At 68.0% G+C, this 17,763-nt stretch carries 15 protein-coding genes and 1 tRNA gene; 8 read left to right on the top strand and 8 right to left on the bottom strand.

Features of this window, described 5'->3' with window-relative positions:
- The first annotated feature begins 64 nt into the window (after positions 1 to 64).
- Positions 65 to 976: an ABC transporter substrate-binding protein gene (locus tag ACXZ1E_RS04405; RefSeq protein WP_458042206.1), complete on the top strand. Its 912-nt coding sequence runs from the start codon at positions 65 to 67 to the stop codon at positions 974 to 976.
- A 249-nt stretch (positions 977 to 1,225) separates the two neighbouring features.
- Entirely contained in the window at positions 1,226 to 3,025 is a 1,800-nt protein-coding gene (locus ACXZ1E_RS04400; protein ID WP_458042205.1) for an ABC-F family ATP-binding cassette domain-containing protein, read from the top strand.
- Positions 3,026 to 3,069: 44 nt separating this feature from the next.
- Here ACXZ1E_RS04400 and ACXZ1E_RS04395 read toward each other — a convergent pair whose 3' ends face one another.
- Together ACXZ1E_RS04395 and ACXZ1E_RS04390 are read right to left on the bottom strand one after the other, a co-directional pair.
- Complete coding sequence (locus tag ACXZ1E_RS04395; protein ID WP_458042204.1) at positions 3,070 to 3,603, bottom strand: hypothetical protein; 534 nt, start codon at positions 3,601 to 3,603, stop codon at positions 3,070 to 3,072.
- 25 nt (positions 3,604 to 3,628) lie between these two features.
- Positions 3,629 to 4,129, bottom strand: coding sequence for a MarR family winged helix-turn-helix transcriptional regulator (locus tag ACXZ1E_RS04390; RefSeq protein WP_458042203.1), 501 nt, complete (start codon positions 4,127 to 4,129; stop codon positions 3,629 to 3,631).
- Positions 4,130 to 4,304: 175 nt separating this feature from the next.
- Here ACXZ1E_RS04390 and ACXZ1E_RS04385 point away from each other — a divergent pair.
- The 6 genes from ACXZ1E_RS04385 (at position 4,305) to ACXZ1E_RS04360 (ending at position 10,027) form a co-directional block, all read left to right on the top strand.
- Positions 4,305 to 4,376: transfer RNA gene (locus ACXZ1E_RS04385), tRNA-Gln, on the top strand.
- Between the two features lies 1 nt (position 4,377).
- Positions 4,378 to 5,820, top strand: a complete 1,443-nt coding sequence (gene glmU, locus ACXZ1E_RS04380; RefSeq protein WP_458042202.1) for a bifunctional UDP-N-acetylglucosamine diphosphorylase/glucosamine-1-phosphate N-acetyltransferase GlmU — start codon at positions 4,378 to 4,380, stop codon at positions 5,818 to 5,820.
- The gene (locus ACXZ1E_RS04375) at positions 5,795 to 6,829 is read left to right on the top strand and encodes a ribose-phosphate diphosphokinase (RefSeq protein WP_458042201.1); all 1,035 of its coding nucleotides are present in this window, start codon (positions 5,795 to 5,797) and stop codon (positions 6,827 to 6,829) included. Before glmU ends, ACXZ1E_RS04375 begins: the two co-directional genes overlap by 26 nt.
- Positions 6,830 to 6,949: 120 nt before the next feature.
- Positions 6,950 to 7,450, top strand: a complete 501-nt coding sequence (locus ACXZ1E_RS04370; protein ID WP_458042200.1) for an FMN-binding protein — start codon at positions 6,950 to 6,952, stop codon at positions 7,448 to 7,450.
- A gap of 2 nt (positions 7,451 to 7,452) precedes the next feature.
- A complete protein-coding gene (locus ACXZ1E_RS04365; RefSeq protein ID WP_458352049.1) occupies positions 7,453 to 8,358 on the top strand; it encodes an FAD:protein FMN transferase in 906 nt (301 codons plus the stop codon).
- Positions 8,359 to 8,431: 73 nt separating this feature from the next.
- Complete coding sequence (locus ACXZ1E_RS04360; protein WP_458352048.1) at positions 8,432 to 10,027, top strand: FAD-dependent oxidoreductase; 1,596 nt, start codon at positions 8,432 to 8,434, stop codon at positions 10,025 to 10,027.
- Positions 10,028 to 10,102: 75 nt separating this feature from the next.
- Here ACXZ1E_RS04360 and ACXZ1E_RS04355 read toward each other — a convergent pair whose 3' ends face one another.
- The 6 genes from ACXZ1E_RS04355 to eda all read right to left on the bottom strand — a co-directional run bounded on the left by ACXZ1E_RS04355 (position 10,103) and on the right by eda (position 17,697).
- Positions 10,103 to 11,575, bottom strand: coding sequence for a DUF222 domain-containing protein (locus ACXZ1E_RS04355; RefSeq protein ID WP_458042199.1), 1,473 nt, complete (start codon positions 11,573 to 11,575; stop codon positions 10,103 to 10,105).
- Between the two features lie 122 nt (positions 11,576 to 11,697).
- Complete coding sequence (locus ACXZ1E_RS04350) at positions 11,698 to 13,116, bottom strand: sensor histidine kinase (protein WP_458352047.1); 1,419 nt, start codon at positions 13,114 to 13,116, stop codon at positions 11,698 to 11,700.
- 140 nt (positions 13,117 to 13,256) lie between these two features.
- Positions 13,257 to 13,985 (bottom strand): response regulator transcription factor, encoded by a 729-nt coding sequence (locus ACXZ1E_RS04345; RefSeq protein ID WP_458042198.1) that lies wholly within the window; start codon positions 13,983 to 13,985, stop codon positions 13,257 to 13,259.
- A 202-nt stretch (positions 13,986 to 14,187) separates the two neighbouring features.
- Positions 14,188 to 15,177: an SDR family oxidoreductase gene (locus tag ACXZ1E_RS04340; RefSeq protein WP_458042197.1), complete on the bottom strand. Its 990-nt coding sequence runs from the start codon at positions 15,175 to 15,177 to the stop codon at positions 14,188 to 14,190.
- Between the two features lie 121 nt (positions 15,178 to 15,298).
- A complete protein-coding gene (gene gndA, locus ACXZ1E_RS04335; RefSeq protein ID WP_458352046.1) occupies positions 15,299 to 16,888 on the bottom strand; it encodes an NADP-dependent phosphogluconate dehydrogenase in 1,590 nt (529 codons plus the stop codon).
- 89 nt (positions 16,889 to 16,977) lie between these two features.
- A complete protein-coding gene (gene eda, locus ACXZ1E_RS04330) occupies positions 16,978 to 17,697 on the bottom strand; it encodes a bifunctional 4-hydroxy-2-oxoglutarate aldolase/2-dehydro-3-deoxy-phosphogluconate aldolase (RefSeq protein ID WP_458042196.1) in 720 nt (239 codons plus the stop codon).
- Positions 17,698 to 17,763: the final 66 nt, after the last annotated feature.

Genomic DNA, 17,763 nt, shown 5'->3' with positions numbered 1-17,763 from the left:
CCACACAGCTCCACTCACCTAGCTCCATTCACCTAGCTCCATTCACAGAGAGAAGAACAGCACCATGTTCACAGCACACAAGAGGCTCGCCATCGGCGCGGCCATCGCCACCACCGCGGCGCTCGCGCTCGCAGGCTGCTCATCGAGCGACCCGCTCGCCGAAGAATCCGCGGGCCGCGCGCCCGCGAGCGACACGATCGTCATCGGATCGCAGGCCTACTACTCGAACGAGATCATCGCCGAGATTTACGCTCAGGCGCTCGAGGGCGCCGGCTTCGAGGTCGAGCGTGAGTTCAACATCGGGCAGCGCGACGTCTATATGCCCGAGATCGAGTCGGGCGCGATCACGCTCTTCCCCGAGTACAGCGGAAACCTGCTGCAGTACTTCGACGAAGACACCGAAGCCCGCACACCCGAGGACGTCTACGCCGCCCTGCAGGACGCGATGCCCGAAAACCTGACCGTGCTCGATCAATCGGGCGCGAGCGACCAGGACTCCTACACGGTGACCGCCGCGTTCGCCGAGGAGTGGGATCTGACGACGATCGCCGATCTGGCGAATGTCACGGTGCCGCTGACCCTCGGTGGCCCGCCCGAGCTCGCCGAGCGCCCCTACGGGCCGACCGGACTCGCCGACGTCTACGGCGTCGACGTGACCTTCTCGCCCACGGGTGACACGACCGTCGAGAACCTCGTCGCCGGCACGGTCAACGTCGCCAACGTCTTCACGGCCGACCCGCGCATCCAGACCCAGGATCTCGTCGTGCTCGAAGATCCCGAGGGCCTGTTCCTGGCGTCGAACGTCGTGCCGGTTGTGAACGCGGATGTCGCCGACGAGATCGCCGACGTCATCAACGCCGTCAGCGCGGCGCTGACCGCCGAGGCGCTCGTCGCCCTCAACGTGCAGAGCACGGAAGACCAGATGTCGCCCGACGACATCGCGGCCGCCTTCTTGGAAGAGAACGGCCTGGTCTGAGGTTCTCGCGGAATCTTCCGCGCACGAAGCGCCCGGCGCCGCCGCCCCGGGCGCTTCGTGCTGCGGGAGTCGCGTTCGCTCGGGAGGACGCGTTCGCTCGGGAGGACGCATAGGGCACGATTCGCCCTCCGGAGCGACCATACCCTCCGGAACGGACACTGCGCGTGCCCGGAGCCGCGAGCGGGTGCCGCCGACCGCCCTGTGCGGACCGTGTGATCCACACGCACCGGGTCGCATAGCCTAGAAGCGATGGCTCATCTTCTCGGGGCCGAGGCCCTGCACCTCGAATTCCCCACCAAAGTAGTGTTCGACTCGATCTCACTCGGCGTGAACGAGGGCGACCGCATCGGCATCGTCGGCCGGAACGGCGACGGCAAGTCGAGCCTGCTCGCCATGCTCGCGGGCCGCCTCGAACCCCACGGTGGTCGCGTGACCGTGCGCAACGGGGTGCGCATCGGCGTGCTCGACCAGGGCGACACCCTCGATGACGACGACACCATCGGTGGCGCCGTGATCGGTGACATCCCCGAACACGAGTGGGCGGGCAACCCCCTGATTCGTGACGTCCTGCAGGGTCTGCTCGGCGACCTCCCCTGGGAAGCGAAGCTGGGCTCGCTCTCGGGTGGTCAGCGCCGCCGGGTCGCGCTCGCGCGCCTGCTCAAGGGCGACTGGGACGTCCTGGCCCTGGATGAGCCCACCAACCACCTCGATGTCGAGGCCATCGCGTGGCTCGCCGAACATCTGAAGCGACGCTGGTCGCAGAACTCCGGCGGGATGCTGGTCGTCACGCACGACCGGTGGTTCCTCGATGAGGTCTGCAACACCACCTGGGAGGTGCACGATCGCATCGTCGACCCGTTCGAGGGTGGCTACGCGGCGTACATCCTGCAGCGGGTCGAGCGAGATCGCCAGGCGGCGACGATCGAGGCTCGTCGGCAGAATCTGGCCCGCAAAGAGCTCGCTTGGTTGCGCCGCGGCGCGCCCGCCCGCAGCACGAAGCCGAAGTTCCGCATCGACGCGGCCAACGAGCTGATCGCCGATGTGCCCGAGATTCGCGACCGGGTCTCGCTACAATCGCTCGCGGTGACGCGGCTGGGCAAGGACGTCGTCGACCTGCTCGACGTGTCGGTCGCGTACGACGGTGTGCCGGTGTTGAACGACATCGAGTGGCGCATCGCACCGGGGGAGCGCACCGGCATCCTCGGCGTGAACGGTGCGGGCAAGTCGACGTTGCTCGGGCTGATCGCCGACACCGTCCGGCCCACAACAGGTCGAGTCAAACGTGGCACGACCGTCAAGGTTGCGACCCTGACGCAGCAGATGGACTCGCTCGAGCCGCACTTGGCCGATCCCGTCCGCGTCGTCATCTCGGGTCTTCGCACGAGCTACACGATCGGCACCGGCTCGAAGGCGCAAGACCTCACCCCGGGTCAGCTGCTCGAACGGATGGGCTTCGCATCCGAGCAGCTCTCGACTCCGGTGAAGGATCTCTCGGGCGGTCAGAAGCGCCGCCTGCAGCTGCTGCTGATCTTGCTCGACCAGCCGAACGTGCTGATTCTCGACGAACCGACGAACGACCTCGACACCGACATGCTCGCCGCGATCGAAGACCTGCTCGACTCGTGGGCCGGCACCCTCATCGTGGTCAGCCACGACCGGTACTTCCTCGAGCGCGTGACCGACCAGCAGTACGCGATTCTCGATCATCGCCTGCGTCACCTGCCGGGCGGTATCGAGGAGTACCTGCGACTGCGTCACGCCCAGCAGCAGAGAAGTGCCGCACGGTCATCCGTCGGCCCCGTCTCGACGAAGGCCAGTTCGGGTCTCAGCGGGGGAGAGCTCCGCACCGCCCAGAAGGAGCTCGCGGCGATCGAGCGTCGCATCTCGAAGGTCGACGCCGAGATCACCGCCAAGCGCACGGCTCTCGCCGACCACGACCAGTCGGATTTCGCCGGGCTGGGCGAGAAGATGACGGCGATCGGCAAGCTCGAGAACGAGAACACCGAACTCGAGCATCGCTGGCTGGAGCTGTCGGAGCAACTGGAGTAGCCGACGGGTCGGCGCGCTCTGGCGAGGTGTTCAGTGCGCGGCGTTCAGTGCACGACGTAATTCAGCACCGTGATCAAGAAGCCGAGGAAAGCCGTCCCGGCGGCTCCGAGGATGCGCACGAAATGTCCGGCACCGCGTTGCGCGTAGGCGGAGTATCCGAGGATGCCCAGCTCGATGTTCGCGATGATGAGCGCGATGCCGACGGCATCCTCGGCATCCATTCGCGTCGTCGCCCCCAGGATCAACACCAACGTTGAGGGGATCGCTGCGTAGAGCATGCCCGCGGAGTGCCCGATCCCGCCGCTGAACGCCTTCCGAAAGCCCAGCTCGCCGTGGTCGCTCAGGGTGTGGGCGAATACGTGCGCGATGAAGAAAATGGTGAGCGAGAAGAGCGAGACGAGCAGCACTTCGGCGGAGTCGGTGGAGTCGTCCGACACGCCCGCGATCAGAGCCGAATACAGGATGAGACCGTAGACCGCAGAGGGACCCGCGAAGATGTGCCGCAGCCATCCGCGGAATCCTCGATGCCCATCTGCCGGCGACGTCTCGGAGGCGGGGGAGGGGAGGTCCTCGGTCATCGTGGCGCTCCGATCGGTTGGGCGGTCATTCGGCGTCGAACCCGAGGCTGAGCTTGCGCAGCAGTCCGGCGAGTCGTTCGCGGTCGGAGCGCGAGAGTTCCGAGAGCAGGTGCGACTCGGCGTCGACCAGGCGGGTGATCGCGGCGTCGACCCGCGTGCGCCCCTCGTCGGTGAGTGTGACGAGGACGCTTCGCCCGTCACCCGGGTCGGCTTCGCGGCGCACGAGTCGACGCCCGACCAGGCGGTCGATGCGGTTCGTCATGGTGCCGCTCGAGACGAGTGTCTGCTGCAGCAGCTGCTTCGGGCTCAGCTGGAACGGCTCACCCGCGCGGCGCAGGGCCGACAGCACGTCCCACTCCCAGGCGACGAGCTCGCTTCGTCCGAACGCCGCGCGCCGCGCGCGGTCGAGGTGGCGTGAGAGCCGATCGACGCGAGACAGCACCTCGAGGGGCGAGAAATCGAGGTCGGGGCGCTGCGCCATCCACGCCGCGACGATCCGGTCGACTTCGTCGCTCTCGCGTGACATCCCCCCATCATGGCATCGGGCGTGCGGCGTCGCAGGCGTTGAGGGGGTGCTCGCCTGGCACTACTTGTGGCCTCAGGTGCGTTGAGACCCCATTTTCTGCCAGGGGAGCGGGTCGTTGTGTGAGGGGGATCGCGCCGGGCTCTGGCAGACTGAAAGGGTCCGCATCGGCGGGCGGTCCGCCGTGGTGTAACGGCAGCACGACAGCCTTTGGAGCTGTTAGGTCTAGGTTCGAATCCTGGCGGCGGAGCATGAGCGATCAGAGTCTGGCCATCGTCGTCCTCGCCGCAGGGCAGGGCACGCGGATGAAATCGCGGACGCCGAAGGTTCTGCACCGCATCGGCGGCAGGTCCCTTCTGCAGCACGTGCTCGACACGGCGGGGACTCTCGACCCCGACCGGCTGCTCGTGGTCGTGCGGCACGAACGCGATCTGATCGCGGACGCGGTTCAGGATGTCGCACCCGAGGCGATCGTTGTCGATCAGGACGAGATCCCGGGCACCGGTCGCGCCGTGCAGGTCGCGCTCGAGCACCTGGCGGAGTTCGGCGGAGACATCCTGATCCTGAGCGCGGATGTGCCGCTGCTCGACGGTGAGACGCTCGCGGAGCTGGTCGCCGGGCACCGCGCGGCGGAGGCAGCCGTCACGCTTCTGAGCGCCCGCGTCGACGACCCGACGGGGTATGGGCGCATCATCCGCGGCGCGGACGGCGGCGTCATCGGCATCGTCGAGCAGCGGGATGCCTCGGCTGAGCAGCGTGCGATCGCCGAAATCAACGCCGGGGTCTACATCTTCCAGTCCGTGCCGCTGCGGCGCGAGATCGGTGCCCTCGACGACGACAACGCGCAGGGCGAGCGATACCTGACGGATGTCGTCGCGTTGTTCCACACCGCCGGGATGGCGATCGGTGCGACTCTCGCACCTGACCCGACGGCGGCGCTCGGCATCAACGACCGCGTTCAGCTGTCGGCAGCCGCGGCCGAGCTGAATGCCCGTACGGTTCGCCGCTGGCAGCTCGAGGGCGTCACCGTGCAGGATCCCGCGACAACCTGGATCGACGTGACCGCGTCCCTCGCACCCGACGTGACGGTGCTGCCGAACACCCACATCCTCCGCGCCACGAGTATCGCCGAGGGCGCGATCGTCGGCCCCGACACGAGCCTCGTCGACTGCGAGGTCGGCGAGGACGCCACAGTCACGCGCACCGATGCGACGCTCGCGGTCATCGGCGCCCGGGCGACGGTCGGTCCGTTCGCGTACCTGCGTCCCGGCACCTATCTCGGCGCGCAGGGCAAGATCGGCACCTTCGTGGAGACGAAGAACGCGCGGATCGGGAACGGCAGCAAGGTTCCGCACCTGTCGTACCTGGGCGATGCCGAGGTCGGTGTGGGCGCGAACGTCGGCGCTGGCACGATCATCGCCAACTACGACGGGGTCGAGAAGCACCGTACCGAGGTGGGCGACCACGTCCGCACCGGGGCGCACAACGTGTTCGTCGCGCCGGTTAGGATCGGTGATGGGGCCTACACCGGTGCCGGTACGGTCGTGCGGAAGGATGTTCCGCCGGGCGCGCTGGCTCTCACCGTGGCCTCGCAACGCAACGTCGAGGGCTGGGTCGTACGCAACCGACCTGGCACTGCCGCGGCTCAGGCCGCAGAGAAGGCCCCCAATGGCTCGCAAGAAGAAGACGGTTGACCTCGATCGAGATCTGGACATCGCGCCCGGACTCGTCGCTAAGACGAAGAAGCGGCTGGTCGTCGTCTCGGGACGCTCCGCTCCCGCCCTCGCCGACGAGGTAGCCGAAGCACTGGGCATCCAGCTGGCGCCGACCGAGCACCGCACCTTCGCGAGCGGCGAGATCTACACCCGCTTCGAGGTCTCGATCCGCGGGTGCGATGTCTTCGTGATCCAGTCGTTCGGTCACCCCGTGAACGAGTGGCTCATGGAGTTGCTCATCATGCTCGATGCCCTCAAGCGTGCCTCCGCGAAGCGCATCACGGTCGTCGCTCCGTATTACCCCTACTCCCGTCAGGACAAGAAAGGTCGGGGACGTGAGCCGATCAGTGCCCGCTTGATCGCCGATCTGCTGCGCACCGCCGGCGCCGACCGCATCATGTCGGTCGACCTGCACGCGGCCCAGATCCAGGGGTTCTTCGACGGCCCCGTCGATCACCTCTTCGCCAAGCCCGTGCTGCTCGAGTACTTCCAGCGGACGCTCTCGCAGGCCGACCGCGCCAAGCTCACGGTCGTCTCGCCCGACATGGGCCGCGTCCGCGTCGCCGACACCTGGTCGGACAGCCTGGGCGCGCCTCTGGCCATCATCCACAAGCGCCGGGACCCCAAGGTCGCCAATAAAGTCACGGTGCACGAGATCGTCGGTGAAGTCGCAGGGCGGGTCTGTCTACTCGTGGATGACATGATCGACACCGGTGGCACGATCGTGAAGGCCGCGCAGGCTCTGAAGGCCGCCGGCGCCGAGCGTGTCATCGTGGCCGCGACCCACGCCGTGTTCAGTGATCCCGCGTCGGAGCGCCTGCAGGACGTCGCGATCGACGAGGTCGTCGTGACCGACACCATCCCGCTGTCCGAGAGTCGTCGCTTCCCGGGCCTGACGATCCTGCCGATCGCGCCGATGCTGGCGCGCGCCATCCACGAGGTGTTCGAGGACGGCTCCGTCACGAGCATGTTCGACGGCGCGGCCTGAGCGCACGGCGGTCAGCCCTCAGAGATTCTTCATAGGAAGCTCCGACAGGATCGGAGAAGCGGCGCTCTACGCTCGGGATCACCGGCACAGAATGCCGGCCCATCGCCGAAGGAGCCCTTGATGATCCGCGACGCCCTCGCCCCTCACCCGCTTCGTGCCCGACCGATTCGTGTGGGTGCTGCCCTGATCGGTTTTGCCGGAACATTGGCGCTCGCCGGTTGCGGCACTGCCGCAGCGGATACGACGGATGCCGCGACCACCGAGCCCTCGTCGTCCACCGAGTCGTCGACCGACACCTCAACGGGGACCGGCGCCTCGGGTGCCGCTTACGTCGACGGCACCTACACGGCAACGGGCTCGTACCAGACCCCCGAAACGGTCGAGACGATCGAGGTCACGATCACCCTCGCGGACGACGTCATCACGGCGGTCGAAGTGTCGGGCGATCCGCAGGCATCCGAATCCGAGCGGTACCAGTCCGAGTTCATCGGCGGCATCGACGATGAGGTCGTGGGCGAGAACATCGACGACATCTCGGTCGATCGAGTCGCCGGGTCATCGCTCACGAGCGGCGGCTTCAACGAGGCGATCGACGCGATCGAGGACGAAGCGGCGGCCTGACCGTGGTCCTGCCGCCGGGCCCCACGGTGCCGCTAGCGGCAACGTGGGAGTTCGATGCGATCGGCACGCGCTGGCGCATCGACACGGCCACCGAGTTGCCCGACGAGGCCCGCGCTGCGGCGGATCGCGTCATCGAGGCGTTCGATTCCGCGTGGTCCCGGTTTCGTGCCGATTCGCTCGTCTCGCTGCTCGCGCGCGGGGGTGGGCCGGTTCCCGTGCCGCCGGATGGTGCGGCGATGCTGGACGCGTTCGAAGAACTATCGCTCGCGACATCCGGTGCCGTGAACCCTCTCGTCGGCGCATCCCTCGAGCGCCTGGGGTATGACGCCTCCTATTCGCTTCGGCCGGGGGAGCCGCTCGCGGCACCCACGAACTGGCCGACGCGAGTGCGCTGGCGTGACCAACGCCTGGCGCTCGATGAGCCCGCGATGATCGACGTCGGCGCGCTCGGTAAGGGGCGTCTCGTCGATGTCGTGGCGCGCACGCTCGAACCCTGGACAGACGGCCGGGCCGTGATCGACGCGAGCGGAGATCTGCTCGTGACCGGGGTGAGGCAACGCATCGGGCTGGAGCATCCGTTCGATGCCAAACGTGCGATCGGCGTCTGGGAGGTGACGGATGCAGCCCTCTGCGCCTCAGCGGCGAACCGTCGTGCCTGGGGCGACGGGTTGCATCACGTGCTCGATGCGCGCACCGGCGTGCCGGTCCGCGTCGTCGCCGCGACGTGGGTCGTCGCCGATACTGGGATGCGCGCGGACGCGCTGGCGACCGCGCTCTTCTTCGACGGCGGCGACGAACTCGCGCACAGGTGGGGTGCGGAATGGGTGCGGATGCTGACCACTGGGCGCGTGGAATGGTCGCACGGATGCTCCGCGGAGCTGTTCACGCGGACCTCTAGCGTGGCGTGAGTTCGCGTACGGGGCGGATTCACCCCTGCCCGCGATAGACAGAGCCGACGATCGATCGACAGAGGAGAATCGCGTGATCGCAATGGTGGTGGGGGGCTGGGCGCGTATCCGCGGGTACCTCGGACGCCTGTCGATGTATCGCCTTGTGCTGATGGCGCTCGGCGTCTTGACCCTGGTGGCGCTCGTGCTGTCGTTCTTCGGGCTCGTGGTGCCCTCACCGCTCGAGCTGGTCGTGACGGTCGCCGTGCTCTTCGTCGCCACAGTCGGAACGAATGCGCTCGCGCAGCGGATGCTGAAGCTGCCGATCCGGCACGAGTCGGCGCAGATCACCGTTGGCATCCTAGTCTTCATTCTGCGCCCGAGTCTCGACCCGCTGGAACTGCTCGGGATCGCCCTCGCCGGTGTGGTCGCAGCCGCGTCGAAGTACCTGATCGCGTGGCGGGGCCGGCACATCCTCAATCCCGCTGCGGTGGGCGCCGCCGTGCTGACGATGTCCGGGCTCGGTGCATCGGCGTGGTGGGTCGGTTCGCCCGTGCTCGCCGCGCCCGTGCTGGTTCTGGGATTGTTCGTGCTGGTGCGGACCGACCGGTTGCGGATCGTCGCGACGTTCTTCGTGGTCGCCGTCGGGGTGTACGTGCTGCGCGTCGCGGTGCAGTCGCAGGCCGCGGGTTTCGAGTTCGACGCCGGGCAGACACTGCCGTTCGCGCTGTGGTCGTCGCCCTTCCTCTTCCTCGGTGCGTTCATGCTGTCGGAGCCTCTGAGTTTGCCGCCTCGGCGTTGGCAGCAGATGACGGTCGCGGCCGTGGTCGGCGTGCTCGCGGGCTGGCCGATTTCGGTCGGATACTTCACGCTTGGCCAGGAGCGCGCGCTGCTCATCGGCAACCTGCTCGCGTTCGTGTGGGTGGCCCACCATGCTGTGCGGCTGCGCTTGGCCGATGCGCGCATGATCACGCCGTCCGTGCGTCAGCTGACGTTCGAGGCGCGGCGTCCGGTGCGATTCGTGGCCGGTCAGTACCTGGAACTCGATGTGCCGCACGCAAAAGCCGATGCCCGCGGCACGCGCCGGGAGTTCAGTATCGTGTCGGCCCCGAGTGACGCGCCGACTGTGCGGGTCGCTTACCGGGTCAAACCGGGTGCGGGTGTGGGCGTGGGCGTGGCTTCGGGTCAGGGGGCGGGGTCGGGGCCGGGGGAGAGCACGTTCAAGAAGGCGCTCGCGGTCGCGTCGCCGGGTGCCGAATATTCGGCGACGGGTGTCTGGGGCGACTTCTTGATGCCGAGCAACCCGAATGCGCCCGTGCTGCTCGTGGCGGCAGGCATCGGCATCACGCCCTTCGTCTCGCAGGTGCGTGAGGACCGCGCCCGAGGGATCGAGCGGAATGCGGTGTTGATCTACGTCGCGTCCGAAGCGTCGGAGCTGGCGTTCCGAGATGAGCTGGAGGCATCCGGTATCGAGGTCATCGTCTTCACCCGCGACCAGCCACGTGATCTTGCGGCCAGTTGGGTGTGGGCGCGGGGTGTCCGCCTCGATGCTGAGGGGCTACCGAGGGTCGTGCCCGACCTCTCGTCTCGTCACGCGTATGTATCGGGCCCGCCGAAGCTGATCGCCGAGTTGGCGCCCGCATTGGCTCAGGCTCGATCACTCACGACGGACGCATTCGCCGGGTACTGACCCTGCGTTGGCGCGTGCTCACGCCATGGGCGTGCTCGTGCCGCGGGGCGTGCTCGTGCCGCGGTTGGGGTGGTTCTAGAAGGGTGGTGGGGGCCCGGTGGGGATGAAGTGGACGCGGGAGGGTGGGTCGTCGATGTAGATCTGGCCGGTGGGGCTGGTCCATTCGAGGACCCCGCCGCCGAGGTTTCGGACCTGCCAGGGGGTGGCGTGTTTGAGGGTGTGGTGGCGGCGGCAGAGGTGGTGAAGATTGTGAACACATGTCGTTCCGCCGAGTGCCCAGTCGTGGCCGTGGTCGATGTCGCAGCGGTGGACGGGTTGGCGGCATCCGGGGAATCGGCAGTGTTCGTCGCGGGCTCGGAGGAAGCGTTTGAGGTCGGCGCCCGGGGTGTAGCGGTCGACGGCGAGTATTCCGCCGGTGATGGGGTCGCTGAGTACCCGGTCCCACCCGGATGCGCGACCGGCCAGGCACCGGGCCGTATCGATGTCGATCGGGGCGCGTCCGACGAGTTCGGCCGGTTCGTCGCTGAGACCCGCAAGTGCCAATGCGGGGACGGTGACGTGCACGATCGCGCGGATGGCGCCGAGCCCGCCGAAGCCGAGTGACGGGTCGGTGGCGGTGTCGGTGGTGGGGTCGTCTTGCGGTGCGCTGGTGAGGAGCATGTCGGCGAAGATGTCGGCCCGGAGTTGGTCGATCGTGCGCGGGTCGGGGGTCAACTCCGGGCCGCAATCAGAGTCACCCCCATCATCTTCCGCACCAGCACCAGCACCAGCACCAGCACCAGCACCAGCACCAGCACCAGCACCAGCACCAGCACCAGCACCAGCACCAGCACCCGTGCCATCCGCCGCCACGGCGGCGGGCCCGAATGACGCACCCGGCTGGGCTGCGGCGCTCGCTGTGCGGACCGCGCGCGCCTGCTGCGTCAACCGGTCGTAGATGCCGTGGACGAGGGTGGCGGGCCCGGTGTAGATGAGTTCGCCCATCCCGTCGGGCCGGTCGGTGACGGTGACCGCACGGTCGGCGCGCGCATCTCGGTGTCGTTCGGTGACGGTGCGGGGTTGGAGGCGTTCGGCGAGAGCCTCAACGGCAGGGCGCAAGCGAGACGGCGAGAGATTCTCGGCTCGCGCCACGGCCTCGACGGCAAAAGCGAGGCGGGCCTCGGCGTCCAGGATCGGGGTACCCGCGTCGACGATCACGCGCGCGTGGCCCACGAAGATCCGCCCCTCTTCGAGCGCCTCGAGCACCGGGGTGAACCCGTCAGCGAGCACCCCGGCGTCGTTGATCTGCCGTTGAACCGTCCGGTCGGACGCGCGGACCGCGAGCGCGAGTTCTGCTGCGATCGAGCGGAGGTGCATCTCACGCTCCCGCGCATCGGAACGCAACACCGCCGAACGGGATGCCGCGAGCTCGCCCGCTTTCGCAAGCAACCGAACCTCGGCCGCGTGCACCTGTGCGGCTTGCTTGCGCAGTGCCACGATTCCCTCGACCAGACCGAGGAGGGAGACGTCGTCGAGCGCCCCCACGTCCACGGTCTGATTCGAAGTCATGTTCGATAGCCTATGGACGACCTCCGACATCCGAAGCCCGAAAACCGCGCAATCCCGGCACAAAACGAGACCCGAGAATGAGAGTTCTCTCACCCTCTTCAGCCATGCCCATCGACCGCAGCTCAGACCTCGGGATCGCGCGGCTTCGCCGGCAGACGCACCTCGAACTCGGTGTCACCGGGGACGCTCCGCATCGAGATCGTGCCGTCGTGCGCCTCGACGATCGCTCGCACGATGGATAGTCCGAGGCCGGAGCCGCCGGTCTGGCGGGCGCGCGAGGTGTCGCCGCGTGAGAAGCGCTGGAACAGCTCGGCCTGCAGCGCCGGGTCGATTCCCGGGCCGTCGTCGTGCACGCGGATGACGGCATCGGATCCTTCGCGCGTGACGCTTGCGGTCACGTGCGTCCCGGCCGGGGTGTGGGTGCGGGCGTTCGCGAGCAGGTTGGCCACGACCTGGTGCAGGCGTGCGGTGTCGCCCGCGATCTGCACGGGCTCGTCGTCGACGTCGATGCTCCACCCATGATCAGGTGCCGCGACCTGTGCGTCACCGACCGCCTCCACGACGAGCCGCGACAGGTCAGAGGTGCCATAGACGAGCTCCTGGCCCTCGTCGAGGCGCGCGAGCAGCAGCAGATCCTCGACGATCCCGGTCATCCGCAGCGACTGCGCCTGGATGCGTTGCAGCGATTGCTCGCTGGTTTCGCTCAGCGAGCGGTCGCGCAGCGACAGTTCGGAGTAACCGCGGATCGATGCCAGGGGCGTGCGCAACTCGTGGCTTGCGTCGGCGACGAATCGGCGCATCCGCTCTTCGTTCCGTTGCCGCGCGTCGAGGGACGCGTCGACGTGATGGAGCAGCATGTTCAGCGCCGCTCCCACCCGGCCGATCTCGGTGCGTTCGTCGGCCTGGGCCGCGGGCACACGTTCCGAGATCGAGACTTCGCCCTGATCGAGCGGCTGTCTCGCAACGCGGGATGCCGTTTCTGCGACGGCGCGGAGGGGCTTGAGTCCGCGCCGGATGGTCCACGCGGTTGCGACGCCGAGAAGCACCAGCCCGCCCGCGGTGAGGAGTGCGGTCGCCGTGAGGAGGTTGGCGATCGTGCCCTGAACCTCTTCGAGGGGAAGCCCGACAGCGCCGACGATATCGCGCGTGCCGCGGTTGACGACCGCCAGCACGCGGTAGTCGCCGAGGCCGTCGCCGATGTTGATGGTCGTGGGCCCGGAGATACTCACGGTTACGAGCACCCGCTCGATCTGTTCTTCGCTCAGGTAGCTCACGCCGGGCGTGGCGTCTACCACCGCGCCCGTCGACGTCCCGTTCGAGTCGGCCAATACGAGCAAGAACCCGGGCTCTTGTCTGCCCGCCTCGAGGATCTGATACGCCGTGGCACCGCTACCCGGAAATCCCGCAGGGAGCGACAGAGCGCTCGTGCCGAGGGTTCTGAGTCGGGCGTCGACGTTGCCCTCGAGCACCCGGCCGAGCACAACGCTCGTGACAATAGATACCAGGACGAGGATGATCGACACGATCCCGACGACGGTCAAGATCAGACGCCGCTGCAGGGTCCACGGCGCCCGCGGACGCCTGGCTGCGGGAGAGGACGCGGAGGTCCGCGAAGGTCCCGAAGACGCCGAAGTGGAGGCATCCCCCTCGGTCCCCTCCGCCTTTCTCGGGGAGGGGCTCGTCACTGGGGCGCCTTGATCATGTACCCGACACCGCGGACGGTATGGATGAGAGGCGGATGTCCCGCGTCGATCTTCTTCCGCAGGTACGAGATGTACAGCTCGACGACGCTCGAGCGTCCGCCGAAGTCGTAGTTCCAGACGCGGTCGAGGATCTGCGCCTTCGAAACCACGCGGCGGGGGTTGCGCATGAGAAAGCGCAGCAGCTCGAACTCGGTCGCGGTCAGCTCGATCTGGGCGCCGGCCCGCTCGACCTCGTGGCTGTCTTCGTTGAGCGACAGGTCGGCCACGCGCAGGATCGGCTCGGCCTCGTCGGCGAAGGCCGAACCCGCTCGGCGCATGAGTCCGCGGAGCCGTGCGACGACCTCTTCGAGGCTGAAGGGCTTGGTGACGTAGTCGTCGCCGCCCGCCGTAAGCCCCGCGACGCGGTCGGCAACCGCGTCCTTCGCGGTCAGGAAGAGCACGGGCACATTGTCGCCCGACTGCCGCAGGCGCTGCAGCACGGCCATCCCGTCGAGGTCGGGCATCATGATGTCGAGCACGAGAGCGTCGGGCTCGAAGTCGCGCACAAGTTGCAGTGCCTCGTAGCCGCTCGCCGCGGTCTTGACCGCCCACCCCTCCATGCGGAGGGCCATCGAAAGTAGATCGGTGAGCATCTGCTCGTCGTCGACGACGGCAATACGCAGAGCGGTGCCGTCGGGGCGGCGCAGGGCGGGAGCAGCGGAACTCATGAGGTCATTGTCGACCCGAATCTATGTGCTTGCTATGGAGCCGGATATGCGTTCGCTGTGAATGTACGTCCGTGTGGGAGCAGCTCTCGCCGTGTCGCCACCGCCCGCCGGACAGATCTCCGGACCGATCGAACCGACAGCCGTCGGGTGGCCCGACGAGGGGCGAGTCACGCTCGTCTCGCCGGAGTGTTGTCCAGCAGCGCTACGAGCCCGCGGCCTCGGCGTGCGCGACCATGCGGTCGAACGCCGCATCGAGATCGGGATCGATGACCTGCAGCTCCGGGTTGGCGTCGTAGTGGGCGAGGATGCGCCGCGCCCCCTCGTCGAACGTCACCGTCGTGCGGAACTCGGGCACGAGGGCGCGGATCTTCGCGTTGTCGAACACCATCGAGTGCGCCTTGTCGCCGACGAGTCCCGGGCCGAGATCGGGGACGAACGCCGCGATCGTCTCCGACGCGACGTGCACCAGACGTGGTTCCGTCACCCCGGCGGCCTCGCCGAGCCATCCGTAGATCTGATTCCACGTCGGGGCGTGATCGCCCGTGATCGTGTATGCCTCACCGATCGCCTCGGGTGCCCCCAGTAGGCCGGTGAAAGCGACGGCGAAGTCATCGCTATGGGTGAGGGTCCAGAGGCTCGTGCCGTCGCCGTGCACGACGACCGGCTTTCCCTCGCGCATCCTGGCGATGTCGGTCCATCCGCCGGACGTCGGCAGAAGGGCGTGGTCGTAGGTGTGCGAGGGGCGCACGATGGTGACGGGCAGCCCGCGGTCGCGGTAGGCGCCGACGAGAACGTCCTCGCACGCGATCTTGTCGCGCGAGTACTTCCAGAACGGGTTGCGCAGCGGCGTGGACTCGGTCACGGGTAGATGCCTGGGCGGCTTGTCGTACGCCGACGCCGAGCTGATGAAGATGTATTGGCCGCAGAGACCCTCCACGAGCCGCAGAGCCGTCTCGACGTGCGCCGGGGTGAACGACAGGAAGTCCGCCACGACGTCGAATGAAGCGCCGTCGAGCGCCGCGCGGGTGGCATCTTCGTCGCGGATGTCGGCGACGATCTCGTGCACCTCCGGTGGCAGCGGGCGTCGCCCGGAGCCGCGATTGAGCACGCTGACGTCGTGCCCCGCGTCGATCGCCGCCCGCACACAGGCCGCGCTGATGGTTCCGGTCCCGCCGATGAAGAGCGCTCGCATGTGCTCGACCCTACGTCCGGACCGATGCCCGGGGCCAACGAAACGTGCCCCCTTCCGCTCGGTCAGCAGAGCTGATAGCGAGCGGAAGGGGGACACGGATGCGTCGGGCCAGACCCGCGGGTCAGTGCGTGTCGGTCGCCTCGACCTCGGTGCGGTCACCCGACCACAGCGTGTGGAACGTTCCGGGCTTGTCGGAGCGCTTGTAGGTGTGCGCACCGAAGAAGTCGCGCTGACCCTGGATGAGCGCAGCCGGCAGGCGCTCGGCACGCAGCCCGTCGTAGTACGCGAGCGACGATGAGAACGCGGGGGCCGGGATGCCCGCGGTTGCCGCCGCCGAGACGATCCGGCGCCACGCCCCCTGTGAGCGGGTGAGGGCGTCGACGAAGTACGGCGCCGTGAGCAGAACCGGCAGATCCGGGGTTTCGGCGTAGGCATCCGCGATCCGGTTGAGGAACTGGGCGCGGATGATGCAGCCTGCGCGCCAGATCTTCGAGACGGCGCCGAGGTCGATGTTCCAGTCGTACTCGGCGGCTCCGGCGCGGATCTCATCGAACCCCTGCGAATACGCGACGATCTTCGAGGCGAAAAGCGCGAGGCGCACGTCCTCGATGAAAGCATCCTCGTCTTCGAGGTCGAGTTCTTCTTCGGCACCCGGCAGGTCGCGGGCGACGGAACGCTGCTCGGGGTGTGACGAGAGCGAACGCGCGAATGTGGCCTCGGCGATACCCGAAACGGGGACTCCGAGATCGAGTGCCGTCTGCACCGTCCAGGCGCCGGTGCCCTTGGCGCCGGCCTGGTCGAGAATCACGTCGACGAGCGGCTTGCCCGTGTCGAGGTCGACCTGGCGCAGCACCTCGGAGGTGATCTCGATCAGGTACGACTCGAGCTCGCCCGTGTTCCACTCGGCGAAGACATCGGCGATCTCGGCGGGAGTCTTGCCCGTGCCGCGACGGATCAGGTCGTACGCCTCGGCGATCAGCTGCATGTCGGCGTACTCGATGCCGTTATGCACCATCTTGACGAAGTGTCCCGCGCCGTCGTGCCCGATGTGCGTGACGCACGGCTCGCCCTCGGCGACCGCCGCGATCGAACGCAGGATCGGCCCGAGGGTGACCCACGACTCGTCCGAACCGCCGGGCATGAGCGATGGACCCTCGAGGGCGCCCTCTTCTCCGCCCGAGACGCCCATCCCGACGAAGTTGATGCCGGTCTCGCGGACGGCGCGCTCGCGTCGGATGGTGTCGGTGAACAGCGAGTTGCCGCCATCGATGATGATGTCGCCCGGTTCGAACACGTTGACGAGCTCATCGATCACGGCATCCGTCGGTCCGCCGGCCTTGACCATGATCAGTGCGACGCGCGGCTTCTGGAGCGCGGCGGCGAATTCGGCGTAGTCGAAGGTGGGAACGAAGCCCGCCTCGGGGTGCTGCTCGGCGAGGTGCTCGGTCTTGTCGCGGCTGCGGTTGTAGATGGCGACCGTGTTGCCCTCGCGGCGAGCGAGGTTGCGGGCGAGGTTCGAGCCCATGACGGCGAGGCCGACGACGCCGATGTTGGCGACGGATGCGCCACCCTCACCGGGACCGGCGGGCGTCGCCGTGTCGCGGTCGACATTCTCCGGGCGAGGCGCACCTTCGTGCTCCGGTGCCGAGCCGGGCGAGTCCTCCCGATCGTGCGAGATGTTGGTCTGTGCCGGGTTCTCGTGAGAGGACACGCATGCTCCTTGCCGTCAGCGGGGTGTTGTTTCAGCCTAGGGTGTGCTCGTTTTTCGCGGGTACTCGACCGTGGTCTCCGGGGCCAGCCTTAGCGTAGACCCGCGGGCGCATAGCGCGCCGCGAGTTCGACGGCCTCGCGGGTGAGGCGAGTGATGTCGTCGGTGTCTCCGCGGGTGATGCTGGCAGCGGGCAACATCCATGACCCGCCGGCGGCGACAACGCCCGCTATCGACAGGTAGTCGCCGAGATTCGCGGGCCCGACACCGCCGGTGGGCATGAAGCCGACCTCGGCGAATGGTGCGGTCAACGCACGGATTGCGGCGGCACCGCCGGATGTCTCGGCGGGAAAGAACTTCACGGTCTGCACGCCGAGTTCGATGGCCGCCTGAATTTCGGTGGCGGTCACGGCACCCGGGATGATCGGGATTCCGTGTTCGTGGCATCTTTCGACCACGGCGCGGGAGAGGCCGGGCGACACGACGAAGTGCGCTCCCGCGGCAACGGCCGCGTCGACCTGGTCGGGTCGCACGATGGTTCCGGCCCCGACGAGGACGTCGGCGCCGCTCCCGACGCCATCTTCGTCGGGCGCGCGGGGACCGCTGTCGCGGATGGCTCGGATGACGTCTGCCGCCGCGGGCGTCCGGAACGTGATCTCTGCGACGGGCAGACTTCCTCGGGCGAGCGCCAGCGCGATTTCGAGGCCCTGTTCGGCTGAGTCCGTCGTGACGACCGGAACGATTTTATGGTTCGCGAGGGCGGCAAAAGGTGTGGGCATCATCTGCTTCCGCTCGGCGCGGTCGTGGCGCATGGACGCAAAAATCATATCATTGGGGGTGTGATGGCTCCCGGCCGCGTGCCTGGGTGCCGTGGACGC

It is taken from the genome of Pacificispira sp. HM-600 (assembly GCF_977993705.1).
The sequence above is the reverse complement of the archived record's forward strand: the minus strand, read 5'-3'. Positions and strand labels throughout refer to the sequence as shown.

Excerpts from the sequence above, each read along its gene's own strand:
- ACXZ1E_RS04355 (WP_458042199.1), bottom strand. The coding sequence starts at position 11,575 with ATGACTTCGAATCAGACCGTGGACGTGGGGGCGCTCGACGACGTCTCC.
- ACXZ1E_RS04345 (WP_458042198.1), bottom strand. The coding sequence starts at position 13,985 with ATGAGTTCCGCTGCTCCCGCCCTGCGCCGCCCCGACGGCACCGCTCTG.
- ACXZ1E_RS04405 (WP_458042206.1), top strand. The coding sequence starts at position 65 with ATGTTCACAGCACACAAGAGGCTCGCCATCGGCGCGGCCATCGCCACC.
- ACXZ1E_RS04395 (WP_458042204.1), bottom strand. The coding sequence starts at position 3,603 with ATGACCGAGGACCTCCCCTCCCCCGCCTCCGAGACGTCGCCGGCAGAT.
- eda (WP_458042196.1), bottom strand. The coding sequence starts at position 17,697 with ATGCGCCACGACCGCGCCGAGCGGAAGCAGATGATGCCCACACCTTTT.
- ACXZ1E_RS04340 (WP_458042197.1), bottom strand. The coding sequence starts at position 15,177 with ATGCGAGCGCTCTTCATCGGCGGGACCGGAACCATCAGCGCGGCCTGT.
- ACXZ1E_RS04390 (WP_458042203.1), bottom strand. The coding sequence starts at position 4,129 with ATGTCACGCGAGAGCGACGAAGTCGACCGGATCGTCGCGGCGTGGATG.
- ACXZ1E_RS04375 (WP_458042201.1), top strand. The coding sequence starts at position 5,795 with ATGGCTCGCAAGAAGAAGACGGTTGACCTCGATCGAGATCTGGACATC.
- ACXZ1E_RS04370 (WP_458042200.1), top strand. The coding sequence starts at position 6,950 with ATGATCCGCGACGCCCTCGCCCCTCACCCGCTTCGTGCCCGACCGATT.
- ACXZ1E_RS04400 (WP_458042205.1), top strand. The coding sequence starts at position 1,226 with ATGGCTCATCTTCTCGGGGCCGAGGCCCTGCACCTCGAATTCCCCACC.
- glmU (WP_458042202.1), top strand. The coding sequence starts at position 4,378 with ATGAGCGATCAGAGTCTGGCCATCGTCGTCCTCGCCGCAGGGCAGGGC.